Here is a 16,341-nt window from a genome sequence, read left to right on the forward strand (position 1 = left end):
CATGATGCTCTACTCATGCGATTCCGGATCAGCCCGTTTTGCGATCTGTCCGGAATGACGGGCGAGGGTTTGTAATGTCCTCCATCGACGACTCCCGAATTTTCGTGCCGCTCAATATTGCGGTGCTGACGGTTTCCGATACCCGCTCGCTGGAGGATGACAAATCCGGATCCATCCTCGCAGAGCGGCTGACGGCGGCCGGTCACACGCTCGCGGCGCGCGAGATCGTCGTCGATGACGTCGATGCGATTCGTATCATCATCAAGAAATGGATCGCGGATGCGGGCGTCGATGTGATCATCACCACCGGCGGCACCGGCTTTACCGGCCGCGACGTGACGCCGGAGGCGATCGAGCCATTATTCGAAAAACGGATGGATGGTTTCTCCATCGCATTCCACATGCTCAGTCACGCCAAGATTGGCACGTCGACCGTGCAGAGCCGCGCCACGGCGGGGGTCGCGGGCGCCACCTTTATCTTCTGTCTGCCGGGATCGCCCGGCGCCTGTCGCGATGGTTGGGATGGCATCCTGGCCGCGCAACTCGATTACCGCACGCGGCCCTGCAACTTCGTCGAGATCATGCCCCGGCTCGACGAACATCTGCGGCGTCCGAAGGCGCAGGGCGCGACGGCCTAAAGCTTCATCTCCCAGGTTTCGCCAACGAGGTCGACGCCGAAACTGTGGTGCTTCTCTTCCTTCACGCGGCGAAATCCGGCGCGCTGGTAGATGCCGCGCGCGGCGACCAGGATGCTCTGGGTCCACAGCGTGATCGAGCTATAGCCGGCGTCCTTTGCAAAACGGATGCATTGTTCGGTCAGCGCGCGCCCGACGCCCAGCCCTCGCGCTTTTTTGTCCACCAGTAGCAGTCGCAACTTGGCGACGTCGTCGGATGCCTTGACCAGGAAGATCGAGCCCGCGGGTTCGCCATCGATCTCGGCAATCCAGCAATGTTCGCGGGAAGGATCGTATGACCGGACGAACTGCGCTGCGATCTCCGCCACCAGCGCCTCGAAGCTGATGTCCCAGCCATATTCCTGCGCGTACAGCGCGCCGTGCCGTGATGTGACCCAGCCGATGTCGCCGGGGCGATGGCTCCGCAACAGGAAGCCGGTGGGCTTTTGCGCCGGCGGTTCCAGCGTGTGCGCTATCGTGGTCATGGCATTGACGACGGCAGCGCGCGCGTCGATGTCGAGCCCGCTCAATAGAGCCGCAATCTCGTTGCGCGACCGGCTGTCGAGTTCGGCAAAGGCCGCGCGGCCTTTCGCAGTCAATGCGAGCTCGGTGACGCGGCGATCGGCCTTTGAAGGTTTCCGCGCGACGATCTGGCGGCGTTGCAGGGCCTGCAAGGTGCGGCTGAGGAAGCCGGCATCCAGACCGAGCGTGCCGACCAAGTCGGTCGCGGTGCAGCTCTCGTGCTGCGCGAGCTCGTAAATGATCCGCGCTTCCTGCAGCGTCCAGGGGCTGTGCAGCAGCTTCGGCTCGATGATGCCTAGCTTGCGGGTGTAGAACCGGCTGAAGCCTCTGACGGCGGCGATCTGGCTCTCCAGAGCAGGATCTGGCGATATACTTGATTTCATCAATCAATTATTTGATAGAATCAAATAGATTACAAGCGCAGATTCTTGTGCCGCCTCGCTTGAAAACGCATCAGGCGACGATGATCCTGCTGCGCAGCATGGTGCGTGAGGAGCGGCCGAGCTGCCGGAGCAGCCTGGCCTCGGAGCGGCGGGCGTCCGGGGCATAGCCGCCGAGCCGGTCATAATGGTCGCGCGCGATCAGGAGGCCCTGTTCCGCCGAGGGACCTGTCACCATCCGTGCGATGAATTTGAAACTGTCGCGAAATCCCGTATCGGCATAGGGCGAGCGGGCGTAGCGAAAGATTCCCGCGCGTTGCCGGCCGCTGCTCGCGACGGTCTGGATGAACTGCGTTGTCTCTTCGATCCAGCCGCTGTCGAGCACCGCGCCCGCATGCAGGAACATCAGCCACGGCGAGCGGGCCTGCCTGGCGCCGGCCGCCAAGGCCGCTGCGCGTGTTCCCTCAAAGGCCAGGAAGCGGCAGCCGGCAACGTCGGCGACACGCTCGATGGTGTCGGTGCCCGCGCGATCGACCAGCAACACTTCGCGCACGATGCCGGCGGCGGCGCCCGGCACCAGCGCCGCGAGCGTGGCAACCGCGGTTTGCTCGACGCCTTCGGTTGGAATGATCACGCTCAGCATGAATGAGGCTTCGATGGCTCAGACGTGGGAAAACGTCGCACTGTTATCACCTTGTCACAATCAAATCAGCCGTGCTGTTGCAGCTTTTTCAGGCAAGCTCATCTTACGCGCATCGAGGAAACTCCATCACTCGATTGTGGATGGGTGAATGTATTGTTCTTGATTTGTTCTCATGACGTGTTATGTTCTCGCCATGAGCCGAGCATCCTCACATGCCCTCAAGCACCCGCCGGTCACGGCGCCCTCCGAGCCGGCGGGTGCAACTTCCCCTTTTCCGGAATTGGCTGTTGCCGTCGAGCGCGGACGGCGGCGCGGCCGTGGCGCGCAATCCAACGAGACCGGCCGCTTCGAGGCTGAAGCGCGTGTCGCGTTCGACGACGGCTGGCAGAGCCTCGACGAACTGCCGCCGTTCAAGACCACGGTCGCGCTGGACACCGCGCGCAAGGTCATCACCCGCAATGACTCGCCCGATATCGGTTTCGACCGTTCGATCAACCCTTACCGCGGCTGCGAGCACGGCTGCGTCTATTGTTTTGCGCGGCCGACCCACGCCTATCTCGGTCTGTCGCCCGGGCTCGACTTCGAATCCAAACTGTTCGCCAAGCCTGACGCACCGGCGCTGCTGGAGAAGGAACTGGCGGCGCAGGATTACGAACCGCGCATGATCGCGATCGGCACCAACACCGATCCCTATCAGCCGATCGAGCGCGAGCGGGAGATCATGCGCGGCATTCTCGAAGTGCTGGATCGCGCCGGCCATCCGGTCGGTATCGTCACCAAGTCGGCGCTGGTGACCCGCGATATCGATATTCTGGCGCGGATGGCGAAACGCAATCTGGTCAAGGTGGCGCTCTCGGTCACGACGCTCGATCCGAAGCTTGCGCGCACCATGGAGCCACGAGCCTCGACGCCGCCGAAGCGGCTGGAGGCGCTGCGGCAATTGTCGGATGCGGGCATTCCGACCACGGTGATGGTGGCGCCGGTGATCCCGGCGCTGAACGACTCCGAGATCGAGCGCATCCTGGACGCCGCGGCGCATGCCGGCGTCAGGGAAGCGAGCTACGTGCTGCTGCGGCTGCCGCTGGAGGTCCGCGACCTCTTTCGCGAATGGCTGATGGCGAACTATCCCGACCGCTACCGGCATGTCTTTACGCTGATCCGCGACATGCGCGGTGGACGCGATTACGATTCCCAGTGGGGAACGCGGATGAAGGGAACCGGACCGATGGCCTGGATGATCGGTCGCCGGTTCGAGATCGCCTGCGAGAAACTTGGTCTGAACAAGCGGCGCGCGAAATTGACGACCGATCATTTCGCAAGGCCGAAGCGCAGCGGGCAGCAGCTCAGTTTGTTCTAGCAGCGAAGATTAAGTGAGAATGACATGGGTAAAAATCTGCCTGCACCGGTTCCGCGGCTCACGGTCGTTACGCTCGGCGTCAATGACATGCGCGCCAGCATCGCGTTCTATGAAGCGCTGGGCTTTGAGCGGAAATTCAGTGCGACCGGTGAGATTGTCGCATTCTTCGAAACCGGCGGTCCCGTGCTCGGCCTGTTCCCCTGGGGGCAGCTCGCGCAAGACGTCACGCTTCCCGAAAGCCCGCGGCCGCAGGCCTTTCGCGGCACGACGCTCGCATGGAACTGCCGCACGACAGAAGAGGTCGACGCCGTACTGGATTTCGCGATCTCCCAAGGCGCGTCGTTGCTGAAGCCTGCGCATGGCACCGACTATGGCGGTTATTCCGGATATTTCGCCGATCCAGACGGCCATCCCTGGGAAGTCGTGATCGCTCCCAACATCGAGGTCGGCGACGACAGGCGCGCGCACTTGCCGGATTAGGCTTGCAATAGATACGCGATGAGCGCGCCGTTCTGTTGAGAGCGGTGAAATGCCGGTCGTGAATCGAGTTCCCGGTTGCGTCGCAGGTCTCGCTTGCGCACCATCCCAGCATGATTCGGGAAAAACCTTCGAAAAATCAGGCTAGGCTGCCAAAGGGCGTGATCGCGGTGGTGCCGCCGAGCTTTCGCCGCGAGCGCGCGCTGATCAAGCGCGGGGTCTGGCCGGTCGCCGGCTGCGACGAGGCCGGGCGCGGTCCACTGGCGGGTCCGGTGGTGGCGGCAGCCGTGGTGCTCGATCCCAAACGGATCCCGAAGGGGATCGACGATTCCAAGCGGCTGACCGCCGAGCGCCGCGAGGAACTGTTCGAGGAGATTTGCGCGACGTCGTCATTTGCGGTGGCCTTTGCCTCGCGTGCGCGAATCGATCGCGACAATATCCTGCGGGCGTCGCTGTGGGCGCTGGCGCGCGCGGTGCATGCGCTGCCGGAAATACCGAAGCATGTGTTCGTCGATGGCCGCGACAAGCTCGATACGCAGTGCGACTGCGATGCCGTGATCGGTGGCGACGGGCTGGTGATGTCGATCGCGGCAGCGTCGATCATCGCCAAGGTAACGCGTGACCGCCTGATGCGCGCGCTGGCGCTGGATTGCCCCGGCTATGGTTTCGAGTCGCACAAGGGTTACGCCGTGCCGGAACATCTGGAAGCGCTGAATCGGCTTGGACCCAGTGTGTATCACCGCAGTTTCTTTGCGCCCGTGGTGGCCGCGCGGGAAAAACATCAGCCGGCGATGATCGATAGCGGTGTCATCGCCATCGAAACCAGGATCGAAGTCGAGGTTTCAACTGAAATCTAACGCCAGTTGCTTCGGCAGCTCGCGCGTTTTATCACATGTCGGGGATCGAACAGGGGCCGCCACGGCTGGCCCCGATCAGTTCGAGGCGGGCACTCAGGCGGTTCATGCGTTTCACCTCGCTGATTATCGAACTGATTCGCGCCCGGCCGCGGCTGATCGTCTGGCATGTCATCCTGTTTCAGGCGGCGCTGTGGCTCATTGTGCCGCTGTTGCTGTATCGCAGCCCTCCCGGTGATCTTGCGACCGTGCTCGCCTATGGCCGGGAATACCGGGTGGGCACCGAGCTTGGGCCGCCGCTGGCGTTTTGGCTCGCCGACATCGCGTTTCGTGCCGCGGGCAATCATATCTTTGGTGTCTATCTGCTGGCGCAGCTTTGCTCGATCGCCGCGTTCTGGACGTTATATCTGCTGGCGCGCGCCGTCGTCGGCGGACAACAGGCGGTGCTCGCGGTCCTGCTGACGATGACGGTCGTGGCCTTCAGTTCGCCCGGTGTCGATTTCGGTCCCTTGGTGCTGGCGCGCCCGCTGTGGGCGCTGTTGCTGCTGCATTCCTGGCAATTGATCGGGCAGGGCCGCCGCAATGCGTGGTTCGCATGGTCGATTGAGGCCGGTTTGTTATTGCTGACAACCCCGGCTGCAGTCGGCCTGTTGATCCTGGTCGCGGGCTTTGCCATTGCCACGGCGCGTGGCCGCCGCACGCTGATGTCCTTCGATCCGCTGTTTGCGCTGCTGGTGATTGTCGTGCTGGCGCTGCCCTATCTGATCTGGCTGATCCGCGCCGATACCCTGGCGCTGCCGCATCTGCCGGCGCTTGCGGAGTTGAGCGCAAGAGCCGCGCATGGCGGTGGCTTGCTCGGTCGGCTGCTGCTGGCAATGTTCGGTATCGTGCTGCTGGTCGTGCTCAACTCCGGCTGGTTTACGCGCGATGCCGATGACGCCCCGATCATCTATCGGCCGCCGGTCGAGCCGCTGGCGCGCAATTTTGTCTATTTCTTTGCGATCGCCCCCGCGCTGGCCGGAAGCCTGATCTCGGGTCTGTTCGACCTTGATCGTGTCGTTGGCGGGGCGGGAATCGCGCTGATGATGTCGGGGCTGGCCGTGATCGTCGCGGCCGGTGATTTGATCCAGCTGCGGCGTCATCGCGTCCTGCGCGCGGTGTGGGCGGCTGCGATCGGCGTTCCCGCGGTCGCCGTTGTTGTCGGATCGATTTTTCTACCCTGGACCGGCGGCGGCGAGGTGGCGACGTCACTGCCGGCGACCGCGATCGGACATTTCTTCGGCGATAGTTTCGAGCGGCGCACCAACCAGCCGTTACGGGCGGTGACTGGCGATGCCGAGCTTGCCAGCCTGATCTCGCTGGACCCGGGGCGACCGCATTTGTTTCTCGACGCTGCGCCGGAACGCACGCCGTGGCTGACGCAGGAAAAATTCTACCAGACCGGCGGGGTCGTGGTCTGGCGGGCTGCCGACACCGTCGGCTCGCCACCGGCCGACATCGCGCAGCATTTCCCGGATCTGGTGCCCGAAGTGCCGAGGGTGTTCGACCGGTTGGTGAACGGCCGCCAGCCCTTGCTGCGGGTCGGTTGGGCGATCGTGCGGCCGAAGGCGGTGGCGTCATTGCAGGGCAGCGGGGCGACGCAAAACGCCGCCCGATGACAGGCTCCGCAAGGCAATCCAGAATCCCGATTTGGAAAGTAGCGGGATTGCTTCGTGGCTTTGCGCCTCGCAATGGCGGAAAGCACTCTCAGGACGACGGTGGCGCCTGCTCCAGCACTTTGGCGATCGAGCGCAGATCCTGCCAGGCCATGCGCTTGTAGGACGGCGAGCGTAATAGATACGCCGGATGGAACGTGGCCAGCGCGCGGATCACGCGCGTGCCGGTATCATAGTCGAACCATTTGCCGCGGGTCCGCATGATGCCTTCGCGGGTCGAAAGCAAGGTCTGGGTCGAGGGATTGCCGAGTGTGACCAGCACATCCGGGTTCACCAGTTCGATTTGCCGCTGGATGAACGGCAGGCAGATTTGCGTCTCCTGCGGCGTCGGCGTGCGGTTGCCGGGCGGCCGCCACGGAATGACGTTGGCGATGTAGGCTTGGCTGCGATCGAGCCCGATCGCTGACATCATGCGGTCGAGCAACTTGCCTGAGCGCCCGACGAACGGCAGGCCCTCGATATCCTCATCGCGTCCCGGGGCTTCACCAACGAACATCACGCGCGCCTGCGGATTGCCGTCGGCAAACACCAGCCGCGTGGCGGTATGTTTCAGCGCGCAGCCGTCGAATTTTTCCAGCAGCGCACGCAGCGCTTCGAGCGAAGGCGCAGTCCGCGCCGCTTCCCTCGCCGAGGAGATCGCGGCCTCGGGCGCAGGTGGCGCGTCGGCTCGCGCGACTGGAATCGCGACAGGAGCCGTCCTGACCGGTTTTGGCAGCGCCGGCTCGCTCGCGGCCGGGACGATGTCGGGATCGGCGAGGCGATTGACGGGTTCCTCCGCCAGCGCGCAATCGACTCCGGCCTCCAGATAAAAGGCGAGCAATTGCCTGATGGTAGGGGCGGGATCAGGCGTCATGGCGGAAGCTTTGCGGCATCGGCCCAATCTAGGATGCATTGCGTCATGACGAAACACCTCAAGAGGCATTTCCATGTTGTTCTTCCGGTAAAAATCGGAAACAACGGGCTCTTAGACGCGTTCTCAACCGGGCTGAGACCAGATCATGAGCACCGAAGAACTACCGCCGCGTGAGTCCATGGAATTCGACGTCGTGATTGTCGGCGCCGGGCCGTCCGGCCTGTCGGCTGCGATCCGGCTGAAGCAGCTCAATGCCGATCTCAGTATCGTCGTGGTGGAAAAAGGGTCGGAAGTCGGCGCCCACATTCTGTCCGGCGCGGTGATCGACCCGGTGGCGCTCGACAGACTGATTCCGGACTGGCGCGAGGACGCCGACTGTCCGCTGAAAACCCAGGTCAAGGATGACCGGTTCTACTGGATGACGGCGGGCGGCGCGATCCGGCTGCCGAACTTCATGATGCCGCCGCTGATGAACAACCATCATTGCTATATCGGCTCGCTCGGCAATGTGTGCCGCTGGCTGGCGCCGAAAGCCGAAGCGCTCGGCGTCGAGATTTATCCGGGCTTTGCCGCGACCGAGGTGCTGTACGATGAAAAGGGCGCGGTGCGCGGCATTGCCACCGGCGACATGGGCATCGCCAAGGATGGCTCCCACAAGGACTCGTTCACGCGCGGAATGGAATTGCTCGGCAAATACACGCTGTTCGCCGAAGGCGCGCGCGGCAGCCTGACCAAGCAGCTGATCGCGAAGTTCGCTCTCGATGCCAAAAGCGAGCCGCCGAAGTTCGGCATCGGGCTGAAGGAGGTCTGGCAGATCGATCCCGCCAAGCACCAGAAGGGCCTGATCCAGCATTCATTCGGCTGGCCGCTGAACAACTCGACCGGCGGCGGCTCGTTCCTGTATCACTACGACGACAATCTGGTGGCGGTCGGTTTCGTCGTGCATCTCAACTACGATGATCCGTATCTGTCGCCGTTCGATGAATTCCAGCGCTTCAAGACCCATCCATCGATCCGCACGGTGTTCGAAGGCGGTAAGCGGCTCGCCTATGGCGCACGCGCCATCACCGAAGGCGGGTATCAGTCGGTGCCGCGGCTGAGCTTTGCCGGCGGCGCGCTGATCGGTTGCGCCGCGGGTTTTGTCAATGTGCCGCGCATCAAGGGCGTGCATAACGCGATCGGCAGCGGCATGTTGGCGGCTGAACAGGTCGCGGTCGCGCTCGGTGCCGGCCGCGCCAATGATGAGCTTGCCGAATACGAGAATGCGTGGCGCGATTCTGCTGTCGGCAAGGATCTGTACCGGGTCCGCAACGTCAAGCCGCTGTGGTCGAAGTTCGGCACCTTGATCGGCGTCGCGCTCGGCGGCATCGACATGTGGTGCAACACGCTGGGCTTCTCGCTGTTCGGGACGCAGTCGCATGCCAAGCCCGATCGCAAGACGCTGGATCCCGCGAAGGCGCATGCGGCGATCGCGCCGCCAAAGCCGGACGGCAAGCTCACCTTCGACCGGCTGTCGTCGGTTTTCCTGTCCAATACCAACCATGAAGAGGACCAGCCGGTTCATCTGAAGGTCGCCGACATGAACCTGCAGAAGACATCCGAACATGATGTCTATGCCGGGCCGTCCAATCGCTATTGCCCGGCGGGCGTTTATGAATGGGTCGAGGAGGCTTCAGGGCCCCGTTACGTCATCAACGCCCAGAACTGCGTCCATTGCAAAACCTGCGACGTCAAGGATCCGAACGGCAATATCACCTGGGTTCCCCCGGAGGGCGGCGGCGGGCCGAATTACGAGGCGATGTGACCACGATTGCGTGAGGCTGCGCCCAAGGGCGCGGCTTTCGGTCACGATACCGCCACACTGCAAGCGTTTTGAGGCGAAGCTGGCTTAAATCGGCGGTCATCGGGCCTTTCTGCCGATCGATTGGCCACCGGTATCCTTGACCCGTATCCTTGCGGTTAAACGCCAAACGCGGCATTGTCTCAGGGCTTGATGCCGACGATAGGGTTCGCATTCGAGATTGCCCGTAACATCCTGCAACGAAATCCTGGAGCTAGGCGAACCGTGATGTTTTCCATTCGTTTCAACCGCTGGACGATTGCTGCACTCTCCTTCGCCGTGTTCGCGCTGCCCGGATCGCTTTCGGCGCAGACCCCGGATCATCCCTCCGACAACTCGGCGCAATTCCCCACCAGCCACGATTTGAAAGCGCTGACGATGTCGGGCAGCTATCTGGCCGCCCGTCATGCCAGCGTGGAACGGGACGCCAGTTCCGCGGCCGCGTTCTATCGTTCGGCGCTTCGGACCGATCCGAAGAACAATGAATTGCTGGATCGCGCGTTCATCTCGTCGGTCGCCGATGGCGATATCGACGAGGCCGTGAAGCTCGCCGACCGTATTCTGACCATCGACAAATCCAATCGCGTTGCCCGTCTTGTGGTCGGCGTGCGCGATCTGAAGCTGAAGAAATACGCCAGCGCGCAGCTCAACATCAATCAGTCGATTCGCGGGCCGATCACGGATCTGGTCGCGACGCTGCTGTCGGGCTGGGCCGCCTATGGCGCCGGCGATACCAAGCAGGCGGTCGCCAATATCGACAAGCTGACCGGACCGGAATGGTATCCGCTGTTCAAAGACCTGCACTCCGCCATGATCCTGGAGCTCGCGGGCAAGGAAAAGGATGCCGGCGTGCGGCTTGAGCGGGCCTACAAGCTTGACGATTCCATGCTGCGCGTGGCCGACGACTATGCGCGCTGGCTATCGCGCAACAAGGACGAGCCGGCGGCGAACGCGATCTATGAAGCCTTCGAGAAGAAGGTTCCGCGCCACCCGCTGGTGCTGGAAGGCCTGCGCGAGACCAAGGCCGGCAAGAAATTGCCGCCGCTGGTCGACTCGCCGCAGACCGGCGCCGCCGAGGCGCTGTATGGCATCGGCGCGACGCTGACGCGCCGTGGCGGCGAAGACCTGGCGCTGGTCTATCTGCAGCTTGCGCTTTATCTCGCTCCCAATCATCCGCTGGCGCTGTTGTCGCTGGCCGATCTCTACGAGTCGGTGAAGAAGCCGGCCATGGCGATCAAGATCTATGAGCGCGTGCCGGCCAATTCGGTCCTGAAGCGCAATGCGCAGATCCAGCTTGCGACCGATCTCGATGCCGCCGACCGTGGCGACGAGGCGATCAAGATATTGAAGAGCGTTATCGCCGAGGATCCCAAGGACCTCGAAGCCATCATGGCGCTTGGCAATGTCGAACGCGGCCGCAAGAAGTTCGCCGACTGCACCGAGACCTATTCCAAGGGAATCGACGCCCTGCCGGATCCGAACGACAAGGGCAACACGGTCTATTACTATTATCGCGGCATCTGCGAGGAGCGCTCCCACCAGTGGCCCAAGGCTGAAGCAGACATGCGCAAGGCGCTCGAGCTGCAGCCCGATCAGCCGCATGTGCTGAACTATCTCGGTTATTCCTGGATCGATCAGGGCATCAACCTCGACGAAGGCATGAAGATGATCAAGCGTGCCGTCGATCAGCGTCCTGACGACGGCTACATCGTGGACTCCCTGGGCTGGGCCTATTATCGCATCGGCAATTACGACGAAGCGGTAAAAAACCTCGAGCGCGCGGTCGACCTCAAGCCCGAGGATCCGACCATCAACGACCATCTCGGCGATGCCTATTGGCGCGTCGGCCGCACGCTGGAAGCGAAATTCCAGTGGGCTCATGCCCGCGACCTGAAGCCCGAACCGGATGACCTGCCCAAGATCGAGGCCAAGATCCAGAACGGCATGCCCGATGACACGTCGTCCGCGGCCTCCGCCGACAAGAAAAAGGAAGACGGCAAGGGCGGCTGAGCGAAGGCTTGTCGAAGACACCAGCGTTCCGGCTCCAACATTCGCAATTCCCGAATGTTGGAGCCGGAAGACGTTAGGGCTATATAATTTTAATGCAGTTTTGGATTTGAAGCTCGTTATGACGACGCGCGAAAATATTGAACCGGATGTCAAATCCGCCGCGCCGGCGCTGATGGAAGCTGGACGCGCCAAGGTCAACCTGACCTTGCGGGTGGTTGGACGCCGCGTCGACGGTTATCACGATCTCGAAAGCGTCGTGGCGTTCGCCGATTGCGCCGACCGCCTCAGCCTGACGCCCGGATCCGGACTGGGTCTCAAGACCACCGGGCCGCTTGCCGAGGCCTGCGGCGAGATGGCCGACAATCTCGTGTTCAAGGCGGCGCAGCTTTTGGCCGAGCGCGTGCCGGATCTAAAGCTCGGCGAATTCGTCCTCGACAAGGTGCTCCCGGTCGCGGCCGGAATCGGCGGCGGATCGGCCGATGCCGCGGCGGCGCTTCGCCTGCTGGCCCGGTTGAATGGCCTTGCGCTCGACGATGAGCGCTTGCGCGACGTCGCGTTGCTGACCGGCGCCGATGTGCCGGTGTGCCTGGCCTCGCGCGCCTGCGACATGACCGGTGTCGGTGAAAACCTGCTGCCGCTGAACTTGCCGAAAATGGCCTGCGTGATGGTCAATCCGCGCGTTGCGGTAGCGACCAAGGACGTATTTCGAGCGCTGGGTTTGCGGAACGGCGAGTTGCTGGTCGGCGCCACCGATGTGATCCAGGCTCCCGCATGGCCGGAAGACAGCTCCTTGGTTGACGACTGGATCGAAGCGCTCACTGCCGTCAGCAATGATCTGGAAGCGCCGGCCATGCGCATTCAGCCTGTCATCGCTGAGGTGTTGTCGGCGCTAGGCGAAGCGAAGGGATCGCGGCTGGCGCGGATGTCGGGCTCGGGCGCGACCTGTTTTGCGATCTTCGGGGACGATGCCGCGGCGCAACGCGCGGCGCAGAACATCCTGCTCGCTCACCCCAATTGGTGGGTCCATGCGGGTACGCTGAGTTAAAGCGCGAACGACTGCGTCGGCGCGGCTCCATCAAAACACACCTAGTCGTCTAGCATCTTCCGACGAGATGCTCTTTGCCGTGTCTGCAATCCACGCCAAACGTCACGTTAACTGACCCACGATTGCTGACCGAGTTGGTTGCGGGCTTGTCAGGAGCCAAAAACGAAAAGCGCACCGAAGATAATGAGCGAAACACCCGATCCGATGCTGATCCATATAAACGACGGTCCGTATTTTTCCCCCGCGGATCTGACAAGCCAAAAAGACAGGATCGAAAGCGGGAGCGTGTATTCGAGTCCGATACGGGAAGTCAGGATGACCGAGACCGCAGTTGGAAAGTAATATTCGGGATTCCTGGTGGATGGCGCCGCCGCGGCCGAAGGGATATCGAAAAAGGAGACTGATATGATGTACAGACCGATAAAAATCAGGATTGGCGTCACAGCGACAGGGGAGAGATACCTATCTATCGGGATTTGATGCCCCGAAAATTGTCCGATCACTAGGACAATGAAGACCAGCGCGAAAAGACTGGCGGCCCAATATCCCACCGCGGAAGAATATTCTCCGGTCTGACCAAAGCTCTTCAGTATCTGATTTTCAGCGTAGTAAATGGTCGGCGTTGTTCCAAACAGCGGCGCCAGCGACGCGAAAACACCGTCATTCCGATATCCCAGTTTGACGGCTTTATCCCGTGCACTTTGATATCCCTTTGGAGCCGTTTCCGTTCCATCCGTAGCAACGTCTTCCAATTTTTCGGGCAGTACTTCGCTTGGCGTGCCTGGAATATCGGAGATCACGATGAACCAGACGGTGGCGGCAAACAGCAGAATGAGCATGCAGACGTTGAAATTAATGTGCCAGCTGGTCCGTACGATGGGCTCCAACCACAGAATCGAAACCTGGCTGGTTTCCGGCAATGCGGAAATGTAGTCTGGCTGAAACAGCCAGAGATAGCTGGACATCAGAACCACAACAAACACGAATTCCAGGTGCATGATAAACTGAAGAGCGGACAGTGCGCTCCTCGAATTGTTTTCGATTGATCTTCGGATGAGGAAGAACAGCACCAGGAATACGACGCCGATGGCGACTGCCATTCCGGCACCACGCGGTTCGAGATGAAAAGACTCCTCGGCCTTCTTGAATATATCAAACCCTTCCTTGACGAGAAGCGCGCCGATTCCGGCCTTAGCGCCCTTCTTTACGGACTCGGGAAGGTCCTTGACGATTTGATCCCGCCAATCAGTAAAGAACGACGTGACGGCGACCGCGAGCCCAGCAATGACACAGGCGACCATTGCGTGTCGCCAATCAATAACGTGGTCCGAATTCAACACGAAGTTTTTGACGAAAATGCTGATGCCGATGGCGGGAGCAATCATGAGTCCGGTTTTCGTAAAGAAGGCGCCCGAAAAATTGCCGACGATGATTGCCAGGAAGGTACCTAACAGCGCGGCTGAGACGGGTACGCCAATCTCCCTCAAAATATCGGGATTGGCGCCGAGCACGTAGTACATCGAGAAAAACAGGGCGAAGCCTGCCCACATCGGCTTCTCGCTAATGAACTTCATTTGAATTAGCCCCTCTGAATGGCATTCGGGCTCAACAATTCACAAAATAGTCGCAGGCGAAAATAGCAATCAAAGATTGTTCTGGAATACAACATTCATTTGTTGGATGCGCAAGCCGCCACATAAAAATTCACAATTGGCGGGTCGCGACCCTTGCTGCGCAGCGAGATCTAATGCGACCTGGCCAAACAGAACGCCACCACCTGCTCGAGCGCCGCCTTCATCGGAGAGGCCGGAAACAGCGCCAGCGCGTCGACCGCCATCGCGCCGTAATGCTGGGCGCGGCTAAGGGTGTCTTCCAGTGCACGGTGTTTGGTCATCAGGCCGATGGCGTGATCGAGATCGCCATCGCCGATCTCGCCGCGTTCCAGCGCGTTGGCCCAGAAGGCGCGCTCGCTGTCGTTACCGCGGCGGAACGCCAGCACCACCGGTAGCGTGATCTTGCCCTCACGGAAATCGTCGCCGATGTTCTTGCCGAGCTTGGCGGCCTTGCCGCCGTAGTCCAGAACGTCGTCCACCAGCTGAAATGCAATGCCGAGATTCATGCCGACCGAACGGCACGCGGTTTGTTCGGCCTTCGGGCGATTGGCGAGAACCGGGCCCACCTCGCAGGCTGCCGCGAACAGCTCGGCGGTCTTGCCTCTGATCACGGCGAGATATTCATCTTCCGTGGTGGCGGTGTTCTTGGCCGCGGCGAGCTGCATGACCTCGCCCTCGGCGATCGTTGCCGCGGCGGAGGACAGGATATCGAGTGCGCGCAGGGAGCCGACCTCGACCATCATGCGAAACGCCTGGCCGAGCAGGAAGTCGCCGACCAGCACGCTGGCTTCGTTGCCCCACAGCATCCGCGCCGACAACTTGCCGCGCCGTAATTCGCTCTCGTCGACCACGTCGTCGTGCAGCAGGGTCGCGGTATGCATGAACTCGACGGAAGCCGCGAGCTTGATGTGGCCGTCGCCGGAATAGCCGGTGAGGCCGGCCATCGCCAGCGTCAGCATCGGGCGCAGCCGTTTTCCCCCTGACGAGATCAGGTGGTTGGCGACCTCCGGGATCATGGTCACTTCCGAGCCGGTCCGGGACAGAATGGTCGCGTTGACGCGCTCCATATCGGCGGCGACAAGTTCGACCAGCTGATCAATCGAAGCGTTCGAGGGGCTCTCGAAAGGTACAATAACCGCCACGCCGGTCTCCACATTTGCCCAATTCGCACTATGCTTGGGTATAACAATAGAAAGTGCGGCGTAGCGCGGCAAGGGCATCCAGCGGTTGACTTGCGCCGCGCGGCTGCCACGCCGGTCGACAAAGGAGAGCCTGAGAGTGCGGGAATTGGTTCGGACCAACGATATCGTGCTGGTTTCGGCTGTCGGCGCGCTGCTTGATGGCGCAAACATCCATCATTTGGTGCTGGATCAGAACATGAGCATTATCGAGGGCTCGCTCGGGGTGCTTCCCCGCCGGATTTTGGTCCATGAGGACGACAATCTCGAGGCGCGCCGGCTTCTCAGCGACGCCGGGCTGTCCCACGAACTGCGGGCCGATGACTGAGCCGCCAGGTGAATTCACCGAGGATGCGTTTCTTGGCGGGCAGTTGCGCCTGCGGCAGCCCCGATCGGGCCATCGCGCGGGCCACGACGCCATGCTGCTGGCCGCGGCGACTGCGGTGCAGTCAGGCCATCGCGTGGTTGATTTTGGCGCCGGGGTCGGCGCCGCGGGCCTGGCGGTGGCCAGGCGCGTGGCTGGAATCAGGCTTGCCTTGGTCGAGATCGACGAGATGCTCGCGGGCCTCGCGCGGGACAATGCCAGCTCAAATGCGATCGCGGCTGAAATCATCGTGCTCGACGTGACGGCCGGCGCCGATGCATTCGTCGCGGCGGGCCTGCCTCCCGACAGCGCCGACGCCGTGCTGATGAATCCGCCGTTCAACGACCCCGCGCGGCACCGCGCCTCGCCGGAAAAGACCCGTGAAATTGCCCATGTTGCGACCGCTGAGACGCTTGAGAGCTGGATTCATGCGGCGCGGCGGATGCTGAAATCCGGCGGTGCGCTCACCTTGATATGGCGGGCGGACGGCCTTGCCGAGGTGCTGGCGGCGCTCGATCGCGGGTTCGGCAGCCTGGCCATTCTGCCGGTTCACGGTGATCCCGCAGCGCCTGCTATTCGGGTGCTCGTTCGCGCCGTGAAGGGTGGCAAGGCGCCGACGCGTATATACGCCGCGCTGATGCTCAATAATGAGTCAGCAGCGCCCAATAAACAGGTGCAAGACATTCTCGCTGGAAAAGGGGTATTGCCATTGGCTAACCCCTGAAGCCGGTCGCCCGACCGCTCAAGCCTTGATCAGAGCGGCTACTGCGGAAGCCTTTTCGAGCCTTGTTCCGGAGCCGAAGTGAAGTGGATCGC

The 16,341-nt window shown here is 61.9% G+C and carries 15 protein-coding genes; 10 read left to right on the forward strand and 5 right to left on the reverse strand.

Annotation, left to right across the window (positions count from 1 at the left end; all coding sequences use genetic code 11):
* Positions 1–74 precede the first annotated feature (74 nt).
* Positions 75–638 (forward strand): molybdenum cofactor biosynthesis protein B, encoded by a 564-nt coding sequence (gene moaB, locus BLV09_RS32880; RefSeq protein ID WP_146690372.1) that lies wholly within the window; start codon positions 75–77, stop codon positions 636–638.
* Here moaB and BLV09_RS32885 read toward each other — a convergent pair.
* Positions 635–1,579, reverse strand: coding sequence for a bifunctional helix-turn-helix transcriptional regulator/GNAT family N-acetyltransferase (locus BLV09_RS32885; RefSeq protein WP_100386356.1), 945 nt, complete (start codon positions 1,577–1,579; stop codon positions 635–637). The genes moaB and BLV09_RS32885 overlap by 4 nt on opposite strands.
* Before the next feature lie 70 nt (positions 1,580–1,649).
* Positions 1,650–2,219 (reverse strand): glycosyltransferase, encoded by a 570-nt coding sequence (locus tag BLV09_RS32890; RefSeq protein ID WP_146690373.1) that lies wholly within the window; start codon positions 2,217–2,219, stop codon positions 1,650–1,652.
* 193 nt (positions 2,220–2,412) lie between these two features.
* Here BLV09_RS32890 and BLV09_RS32895 point away from each other — a divergent pair, with 193 nt between their 5' ends.
* The 4 genes from BLV09_RS32895 (at position 2,413) to BLV09_RS32910 (ending at position 6,565) form a co-directional block, all read left to right on the forward strand.
* Positions 2,413–3,576, forward strand: a complete 1,164-nt coding sequence (locus BLV09_RS32895) for a PA0069 family radical SAM protein (RefSeq protein ID WP_100387522.1) — start codon at positions 2,413–2,415, stop codon at positions 3,574–3,576.
* A 24-nt stretch (positions 3,577–3,600) separates the two neighbouring features.
* On the forward strand, positions 3,601–4,056 hold the full coding sequence (locus tag BLV09_RS32900; protein WP_146690374.1) for a VOC family protein: 456 nt from the start codon (positions 3,601–3,603) through the stop codon (positions 4,054–4,056).
* 110 nt (positions 4,057–4,166) lie between these two features.
* Positions 4,167–4,910, forward strand: a complete 744-nt coding sequence (locus tag BLV09_RS32905) for a ribonuclease HII (RefSeq protein ID WP_244548872.1) — start codon at positions 4,167–4,169, stop codon at positions 4,908–4,910.
* A gap of 104 nt (positions 4,911–5,014) precedes the next feature.
* The gene (locus tag BLV09_RS32910; protein ID WP_146690375.1) at positions 5,015–6,565 is read left to right on the forward strand and encodes a glycosyltransferase family 39 protein; all 1,551 of its coding nucleotides are present in this window, start codon (positions 5,015–5,017) and stop codon (positions 6,563–6,565) included.
* Between the two features lie 88 nt (positions 6,566–6,653).
* Here the strand turns inward: BLV09_RS32910 and BLV09_RS32915 are convergent, their stop codons facing one another.
* Positions 6,654–7,475 carry a uracil-DNA glycosylase gene (locus BLV09_RS32915; RefSeq protein WP_146690376.1) on the reverse strand — a complete coding sequence of 274 codons (822 nt, stop codon included), beginning with the start codon at positions 7,473–7,475 and terminating at the stop codon, positions 6,654–6,656.
* A 145-nt stretch (positions 7,476–7,620) separates the two neighbouring features.
* Between BLV09_RS32915 and BLV09_RS32920 the strand changes: the two genes are divergently transcribed.
* The 3 genes from BLV09_RS32920 to BLV09_RS32930 all read left to right on the forward strand — a co-directional run bounded on the left by BLV09_RS32920 (position 7,621) and on the right by BLV09_RS32930 (position 12,370).
* A complete protein-coding gene (locus BLV09_RS32920; RefSeq protein ID WP_146690377.1) occupies positions 7,621–9,279 on the forward strand; it encodes an electron transfer flavoprotein-ubiquinone oxidoreductase in 1,659 nt (552 codons plus the stop codon).
* A gap of 264 nt (positions 9,280–9,543) precedes the next feature.
* Entirely contained in the window at positions 9,544–11,325 is a 1,782-nt protein-coding gene (locus tag BLV09_RS32925; RefSeq protein WP_100386362.1) for a tetratricopeptide repeat protein, read from the forward strand.
* Positions 11,326–11,443: 118 nt separating this feature from the next.
* Positions 11,444–12,370, forward strand: a complete 927-nt coding sequence (locus BLV09_RS32930) for a 4-(cytidine 5'-diphospho)-2-C-methyl-D-erythritol kinase (protein WP_146690378.1) — start codon at positions 11,444–11,446, stop codon at positions 12,368–12,370.
* A 149-nt stretch (positions 12,371–12,519) separates the two neighbouring features.
* On the opposite strand, the gene BLV09_RS32935 is transcribed toward BLV09_RS32930, so the two are convergent.
* Both BLV09_RS32935 and BLV09_RS32940 read right to left on the reverse strand, forming a co-directional pair.
* Positions 12,520–13,944, reverse strand: a complete 1,425-nt coding sequence (locus tag BLV09_RS32935; protein WP_146690379.1) for a solute carrier family 23 protein — start codon at positions 13,942–13,944, stop codon at positions 12,520–12,522.
* 170 nt (positions 13,945–14,114) lie between these two features.
* The gene (locus BLV09_RS32940; protein WP_100387523.1) at positions 14,115–15,125 is read right to left on the reverse strand and encodes a polyprenyl synthetase family protein; all 1,011 of its coding nucleotides are present in this window, start codon (positions 15,123–15,125) and stop codon (positions 14,115–14,117) included.
* Between the two features lie 136 nt (positions 15,126–15,261).
* Here BLV09_RS32940 and BLV09_RS32945 point away from each other — a divergent pair, with 136 nt between their 5' ends.
* Both BLV09_RS32945 and BLV09_RS32950 read left to right on the forward strand, forming a co-directional pair.
* Positions 15,262–15,489: a DUF2007 domain-containing protein gene (locus BLV09_RS32945; protein WP_100386365.1), complete on the forward strand. Its 228-nt coding sequence runs from the start codon at positions 15,262–15,264 to the stop codon at positions 15,487–15,489.
* The gene (locus tag BLV09_RS32950; RefSeq protein WP_146690380.1) at positions 15,482–16,249 is read left to right on the forward strand and encodes a tRNA1(Val) (adenine(37)-N6)-methyltransferase; all 768 of its coding nucleotides are present in this window, start codon (positions 15,482–15,484) and stop codon (positions 16,247–16,249) included. The genes BLV09_RS32945 and BLV09_RS32950 overlap by 8 nt, the downstream gene beginning before the upstream one ends.
* Positions 16,250–16,341: the final 92 nt, after the last annotated feature.

This window comes from Bradyrhizobium canariense, assembly GCF_900105125.1.
In the GTDB taxonomy this organism is placed as follows: domain Bacteria; phylum Pseudomonadota; class Alphaproteobacteria; order Rhizobiales; family Xanthobacteraceae; genus Bradyrhizobium; species Bradyrhizobium canariense_A.